Below are 7260 nucleotides of genomic sequence, written 5' to 3' on the forward strand. Positions count from 1 at the left end.
AGAAGGTGGTAAAAAAAGTCCGTGCAGACGGTAAACTTACACCGATTTATGCACAAAGGAGAAAAGCCCCACCCCCTTGTTGTTTTTCCAGCTTTCCCTACTGTTATTATGGACCTTTGAGACGCCCTGCCGGTAGACCATTTCTCTCACTGCTCTTGCCTATTCCTATCATTTTTAAAAAATTGGGACTGCCTGCAGCCCTGCTTCCTTTTTCCATCCCATAAAAAACGACCTGCCAGCTCTTCTTGAGTTGGCAAGTCGTTTTTTGCTTTTTATTTCTTCAAAAACACCCATTCTTCCGGGGTAGACCGGGCTGCGTCATACTGGTAGCCGCCGCTGCCGTGGAACTGCTGCAGCACTTCCGGGTCGTCCGAGCCTTCCTGGGCCAGGTACCGGACCATTTCCCCCCGGGCAATTTTCACGTAGACGCCTTTTTGGACGATTTTCTCCCCTGCCAGCTCCCCAAAGGTGCAGGTAATCAGCTGGTCCTGGGGCGTCAGATGCGGGGTAATGGCTTTGCTGTATTCTTTGGAGGCCAGGTTCACCACAATCCGGCTTTCGTCCAGCAGGGCCTTGTACAGCTTGTCCCCCCAAAAGGCGTACAGGTTTTTGGTGCCCGCCACCTGGGCTTTGGCCTGCATTTCCAGCCGGTAGGGCACCACCCCGTCCAGGGGCCGCAGGAGCCCGTAAAAGCCGGACAGAATCCGCAGGTGCCTGCTGATATAGGCCAGCTCCTGATCCGCAAAGACCACCGGCGCCATGTACTGGTACTGGATGCCCTGGTAGGCCAACAGGGCCGGAGAACGGAAAGTTTCCCGGTCCATAGCAAGAAGCCGCTCATGGTTCAGCTGGGCAATTTCGTCATTGCAGCCCCAAAGCCGGGTCTGCTGCTCCAGCGTCAGAGCCTGCAAATAGTCCTTCACCTGCCGGGCTTCCCTGAGGAAGGCGGGCTGGCTCAGGGGCAGAGTATTCTCCCGGTCTTCCTGCATTTTTTTCGCCGGGGAGATGATGATGCGCATTACAGTTCGGCCAGCATCTGGGCCGGGTTATCACCGGGTTTCACCTTGTCCAGGGCCCGGGTAATGATGCCGTTTTCGTCAATGAGATAGGTGGAGCGCACCACACCCATGGAAACCTTGCCGTACAGTTTCTTTTCCTTCCACACGTCGTAGGCCTGGATCACCGTCTTTTCCGGGTCCGACAGCAGGGTAAAGGGCAGGTTGTATTTCTCCTGGAACTTTTTGTGGGAGGCCACGCTGTCCTTGCTGACCCCCAGCACCACGGCGCCCTTTTCGGTAAACTGGGGATACAGCTCCCCAAAGCCGCTGGCCTGACGGCTGCACCCCGGCGTATTGTCCTTGGGATAAAAATACAGCACCACTTTTTGGCCCCGATACTCTTTCAGAGAATGCATTTGTCCGTCCTGGTCCGGCAGGGTAAAATCCGGAGCCTGGGTTCCAACTTCCAGCATAGCTATCCCTCCTTGGGTTCTTAGGCGTTGTCCGCCATTTTATTGCGCATAATGCGCTTGTAGATTTCCACGCCTGGCTGATCGTAGGCGTCCACATCGGCCAGTTCCCCTTCGTAGGCGATGCTCAGCATCAGGAAGAAGAACAGCTGGCCCAGAAAATATTCGTTCATGTAAGGCAGATTGTAGCGGGCACTGAGCCGGTGGTCACCGGCCAGGGCTTCCTCGTTGGCTTCCAGGGCAATCTGCAGGGCCCGGCCCACGTCCATTCCCTCGTACCGCTGGTAGCCATCGATTTCCGGGAAGGAGTTGTGGATGAACACCTTGTTTTTCATATCGTTGATGAACAGGAATTGGACCACCTTGTCCCGGCGGCCGTCCTGGTGGAGCTGGGTCTGGGCGTGCATATCCGTGGTGCCAATGGCCACCACCGGCGTGCGGCCGTAGAACACCGGGTTCCCCTTCCGGTCCAGACGCTTGCCCAGGGATTCTGCCAAAAGCTGCACATACCATTCCCCCAGGGCCTTCAGCCGCATGGCGTAGGGCATCATAATTTCAATATGGCAGCCGTGGAACTGGGCCGCAGCATATTTCAGCACCGCATTATAGAAGGCCGGGTTTTCCTGGGGCTTTTCGCTTTGGCACCATTGGTCCATATCCCGGGCCCCCTGGAGAAGTTCTTCCAGGTGCATGCCCAGTACCGCAGCCACAATCAGTCCCGGGGTGGACAGCACGCTGAAGCGGCCGCCAATGCCCACCGGCACGTCGAAAATCGGCCAGCCGTACTTCCGGGCCAGACGGTTGAGCGGCCCCTGTTCCAGGGTCTTGTCCGTGACCACCGCCACCCCCATGCGGAACAAGGTCCGCTGCTTTTCCAGGGTATCATAGAAATACAGGAAGGCCGTGGTGGGTTCCAGGGTGGTGCCGGATTTGGAAATGGGCACCAAAAGCACCTGCAAAGGCCGGCGCTCGCCATTGCGTACCTGCTGGGCCTGAAGGAGCAGCTGGTTCATCACAGAATCCAGGTCCTCTGCGTCCAGGTTGTTGCCGCTAAAGAAAATCCGGGGCATCCGCAGCCCGTCTTCCCGGGCCCAGTATTCACTGGTGAAGCAGTCGTAGAGCACCTTGCCCCCCAGGTAGGAGCCCCCTACCCCGCAGAAGACCACCGCATCGTACTTGCTGCGTACCTTCTGGCCAAAGTCCGTCAGCTCCTGGAGCAGCTCCTGGGTATTGGGGTAGCCTTTTTGGAGATAGGGCAGCCGGGTAAAATACACCGGTTCCGGGGTACCGTCCTTGGACAGATGGTGCACCGCCTGCCCGGTTTCCCGGATCAGCCGCAGGCCCTGGGCTGCCGCCGTGATTTTATTTTGTAATTGGTCCAGTTCTTTGTCCGTCACCTGCTCTGGTCCCAGCATATTGGTGAAATCCAGGCAAAAGCCGGAAGGCAGGGTGATGCTTTTTCGTAGTTCCATAGTGGTTCGCTCCATCTCTCTGGAAAAATACTTTGCTATATTTATAATGATACCATGTTCTTACTCTATGAGCAAAAATTTCCTCATGAATCCCGGAAAAATAAAAAAAATGGATACCCGTTTTGGCCAAAATATGGTATGCTTTTTTCAGATATTTAAACAGGAGGCAGCGATTATGACCAAGGGCGTTAACCAAAAGCTCAAACTTCTTCTTTTATATCAATATTTCACCCAGGAAACAGATGCCGACCATGGGGTAACCCTGGCAGACATTACTGCATTTTTGGCCAAACAGGAAATCCATGTGGACCGGAAGACCCTGTACCAGGATTTCGAAGAGCTCCGGGCCTTTGGTCTTGATATTGCAGCCAGCAAGGAAGGCATCCGCTACACCTACCGGCTGATCAATCCCCAATTTGAACTGCCGGAACTGAAAATGCTCATCGACTCTGTCCAATCGGCCAAGTTCATTTCCGATACCAAGTCCAAGGAACTCATTGCCAAGCTGGAACGGCTGGCCAGCAAGCCCATGGCCAGAAACCTGCGGCGCCAGGTACTGATTACCGGGCGGACCAAAACCATCAACCGCAGCGTCTACTATACCATCGACCGGCTGCACCAGGCCATCAACAGCGGAGTCCAGGTTTCCTTCCATTATATGAAATGGAACATCCACAAAACCCTGGTGGCCCGTAACCACGGCCGCCGCTTCCTGGTCAGCCCCTGGGCCATGGTCTTAAACGACGACAACTACTACCTGGTGGCCTACGAACCCATCGACGACTGCATCAAACACTACCGGGTGGACAAGATCAAGGACCTGGTCCAGCTGGAAGAACCCCGGGAAGGCCAGGAAGAATTTGAGAAATTGGACCTGGCCCGCTACGCAAATATGCATTTTGGCATGTTCAACGGAGAAACCGTGAAGGTTGACCTGCGGGCCAAAAACGGCCTGGTAGGCGTACTCATCGACCGGTTTGGCCAGGACGTAATGATTATCCCCGATGGACCGGATCACGTAACGACCACCGTAGAAGTGGCCGTCAGTCCCCAATTCCTGGGCTGGATTACAGCCCTGAAGGACGGCGTAGTCATCACCGGACCGGAAAAAGTCCGGGACGAAATGCGGGAGCTGGGCCGGCTGCTGCTGCATCTGTATCGGGACTAAATAAGTAAAATTGAAATCTCCTGCTCAAGATCATACAGATTTTGGGCAGGAGATTTCAATTTTGTGAATTGCTCCACGGTCTAGCGCCGGTTCTTTCCCCTGATTTTTTGTTGTACTCAGGAAGAAGAATAAGAACAACTTTCAAATATAATAGACGAAAAGACTATAATTGCGTTTACTTCAAGTAGAATCCTTGGTATATATTGTACTTATCTTAAATTGCATGTATTCCATCTGGAATTTTTTTTGAACTAGTAAAAATTCCGTTACATTCATCTCTCATAGTACATGATTGACATTCAGGAATAAAGCCTTGTTTCCACTGAGATATACTAAAAGTACTATATTTTCTTATTTCGTAAGGTAATAGGCATAAAGGAAGATTGTAAATTGATACAGGTATATCCCGATAATCCAATATTTTGGTTGCTTCAATTAATTCTTGCATATATGATTTTGGTTCGATCCATACATCCTCTATATTGTCGTATGCTCTTCCACACACTTCCATCCCCATTAATGCCACATGCACAGCCATTGGTAAATTCCACCCAATAAAATTTGCCAATTCAGTTAAATTAAACACATTTTTACTAGTGAGGACGATTCTAATTTCTATAGGAACTCTAAATGCAGATAAATTATATATTCCGTTTATAGTTTCTCTAAAAGCACCTGATACCCCTACGATTCTATCATGTACTTCTGGAATAGAAGAATACAATGGAATCGCATATACAGTATTAAAAGGAGCCCTATCTATAAAACTTTGGGTAAAAGACTTATTATTAAATTTTCTCCCATTGGTCAAAATAATTGGTTCTACATAGGTGTATCTTTTCAAGGTCTCCATAATTTCAAATATCTTAATTCCTACAGTAGGTTCCCCACCAGAAATACATATTTCTCTCAAGCTTTTTTTAGGAATGCATGATAAAATTTCAAGGACCTCATCGGAGTAATCAAGCGGGGTTTGAGGTTGTGGGCACATAATACATTGAGAATTACATGCTTCAGTTACAAACAGTACATTTTGTGTCGAACTAGCATTAAATACACGTTTCACTGTACCATCAGGGCATAATTTTAATATATCTCCATCATTAATATCCAACATTCCTTCTTCCGGTAAATTATAGATAATTGGATATGGTGTATTTACATGTTCAAGCATAGATATACTAGCAAACCTGTATACTTCATTTATTTTTTTTGTTTCTTTAATATACTTAGGCTTAATCCAATTCAATATATTAGACTTATGTGAATACGAAGCAATAATGGGATTAGTAATATTTTTAGCTATACCCTTTATTTGCCACATTGCCATTCCTCCATAGGTCTTCTAAATACCCAAGACCATAATACTGCAATTGTTTTGGGATCATTTTCTTTAATTAAATCCAAAATTACTTTTATCATTCCCTTATTTTTTTCACAAAATTGACTTATATACCGCTTGCCTAATAAATCCCCTGATTCAACAAAATTTCTAATTGGATCAGCACCACAGTATTGCTGATAGGCACATGTCCAACATCCTGGCATGCATTCAACGCAACTATTTAAAACCAACTCTTTTATCATGGAGGAATTAAAAATATCTAAATACGCATCTTCACATACATTTCCCATTTTAAAACTGGTGTCTCCCATTGTTGCTAACATTCTAGCTTCATCAGTGGGATATACATCACCATTATAATAATATATTGCTCCAGAAATACCTGCTCCTGCCGGAGATTGCAAATCAACAAATCCGGTAGAAAAAGGAGTCATAATGCGTTGAAACAGTAAAGCTGCATAGGATTCTATAAAAAATATCCCCTTTTTATTGAGTTCTATGATGTAATGAAGAGCCTGCCTATATTTTTCTAAAAACTTATTCGTAGAATATCCTAAATCATTTTTATTTTTTACTGCGTATCCATATGGATTAAGCGCCCTGATAAATATATTACCAAAGTCATGCTGTACATAATAATCAATTACTCTCTCCAAACAATCGATGTTATCTTTTGAAACGGTTAACAATGCATTTACAGCAGAACCCTTCATTATTTCTCTTGCTCTACTCAAATTACTTGTAAAACAATCATAAGCACTTTTTCCATTTCTTCCTTTTCTATGCAAGTCATATAATTCTTTAGGCCCATCGCATGATGTAGAAATACCGACATGATGTCGATTTAAAAACTCTAATTGAGCATCCGTTATTTCAAATAAATTAGTACAAATTACAAAAGTGAGACGTTTAGAAGGCAGCTTTTTAACTCTTTTTTCACCTTCTATTACAAAGAATTCCAATACAGGCCAATTTAATGAGGGCTCACCTCCTTGAAATTCTATTTTTATATCATCAGAAGGAGATTGTAAAATAATATCTAATGTCTTGTCAGCAATTTCAAGTGACATATCAGTGTTTTTGCAAGATATTCCTTGTGAACTTGCATGGCAATAATCACATAAGCAGTTACATCTCAAAGTAAGAACTACCATATGTAAGGAAGTAAAATAATTAAGGTAGCTTTTTCTACTTCTCAACTTTGTTGCTAATAACATTTCTATAGTTTCACTATCTTCACAATTTCCAAGGATGTGGTGTGTATATAATTTTTCTTTTGCACTTATTGTGAGTTTTTCATACTGCTGTGCTGCCAAACATGCAAAATCGTTATATGAGAGAAATACTGCTTCTCCTACAAGATTTACAACTATAAAATCCTCTCCATAATGATCAAAATAAAACGGGTATTCTTGTATATTCATTTATTTATAGTCCTCAACGGAAAAAAGGCTTTTTCGTATATCTGATTTCTAATAGATTGTGTCCTTCTTAAAATATCAATCCGCAGTTGTTCATCAATAAAATCAGCCATAATATTTTCAAGATCTCTTGGCAGCGGCTCCATACCTTCACCTTTATTTTTTACAACAAAAGATATTTCATCCTCTCCAATGGGATTGAATGTTATAAAAAATTTCTTATTATATTTATATGCTATACTAAAAATAGTTTCTCTTTCAAAAAGTTTCTTGCTTAATATAATCTGAAATCCGCCATTTATTTTCTTATAATTTTCCATGTTTTCACCTAATAGGCTCTTCACGTTTTATTGTGGGATGGCAGATTTCTGCCATCCTTCTTTTAT

8 protein-coding genes are annotated in these 7260 nt (G+C 45.3%); 2 read left to right on the forward strand and 6 right to left on the reverse strand.

Annotated elements, in window-relative coordinates; all coding sequences use genetic code 11:
- Window positions 1-224, forward strand: a 224-nt coding sequence (locus tag DW089_RS11675; protein WP_233547605.1) for a hypothetical protein, incomplete at its 5' end; no start/stop codon positions are given.
- Window positions 225-272: 48 nt separating this feature from the next.
- Here DW089_RS11675 and yaaA read toward each other — a convergent pair.
- Genes yaaA through DW089_RS10970 form a run of 3 tightly spaced genes read right to left on the reverse strand, consistent with a single transcriptional unit; the run spans window position 273 to window position 2940 of the window.
- Window positions 273-1019 carry a peroxide stress protein YaaA gene (gene yaaA, locus DW089_RS10960; protein ID WP_105325951.1) on the reverse strand — a complete coding sequence of 249 codons (747 nt, stop codon included), beginning with the start codon at window positions 1017-1019 and terminating at the stop codon, window positions 273-275.
- Window positions 1019-1471, reverse strand: a complete 453-nt coding sequence (bcp, locus tag DW089_RS10965) for a thioredoxin-dependent thiol peroxidase (RefSeq protein WP_105325952.1) — start codon at window positions 1469-1471, stop codon at window positions 1019-1021. Before bcp ends, yaaA begins: the two co-directional genes overlap by 1 nt.
- Before the next feature lie 20 nt (window positions 1472-1491).
- On the reverse strand, window positions 1492-2940 hold the full coding sequence (locus tag DW089_RS10970) for a glucose-6-phosphate isomerase (RefSeq protein WP_105325953.1): 1449 nt from the start codon (window positions 2938-2940) through the stop codon (window positions 1492-1494).
- Window positions 2941-3115: 175 nt separating this feature from the next.
- On the opposite strand from DW089_RS10970, the gene DW089_RS10975 reads away from it, so the two are divergent.
- Complete coding sequence (locus DW089_RS10975; protein WP_105325981.1) at window positions 3116-4108, forward strand: YafY family protein; 993 nt, start codon at window positions 3116-3118, stop codon at window positions 4106-4108.
- A 214-nt stretch (window positions 4109-4322) separates the two neighbouring features.
- Here DW089_RS10975 and hxsC read toward each other — a convergent pair whose 3' ends face one another.
- Genes hxsC through DW089_RS10990 form a run of 3 tightly spaced genes read right to left on the reverse strand, consistent with a single transcriptional unit; the run spans window position 4323 to window position 7194 of the window.
- A complete protein-coding gene (hxsC, locus tag DW089_RS10980; protein ID WP_158572375.1) occupies window positions 4323-5432 on the reverse strand; it encodes a His-Xaa-Ser system radical SAM maturase HxsC in 1110 nt (369 codons plus the stop codon).
- On the reverse strand, window positions 5420-6877 hold the full coding sequence (gene hxsB, locus DW089_RS10985; protein ID WP_118287288.1) for a His-Xaa-Ser system radical SAM maturase HxsB: 1458 nt from the start codon (window positions 6875-6877) through the stop codon (window positions 5420-5422). The genes hxsC and hxsB overlap by 13 nt, the downstream gene beginning before the upstream one ends.
- Window positions 6874-7194, reverse strand: a complete 321-nt coding sequence (locus DW089_RS10990) for a hypothetical protein (RefSeq protein ID WP_147351169.1) — start codon at window positions 7192-7194, stop codon at window positions 6874-6876. The genes hxsB and DW089_RS10990 overlap by 4 nt, the downstream gene beginning before the upstream one ends.
- Window positions 7195-7260 lie beyond the last annotated feature (66 nt).

It is taken from the genome of Acidaminococcus sp. AM05-11, assembly GCF_003472805.1.
Taxonomy (GTDB): domain Bacteria; phylum Bacillota; class Negativicutes; order Acidaminococcales; family Acidaminococcaceae; genus Acidaminococcus; species Acidaminococcus hominis.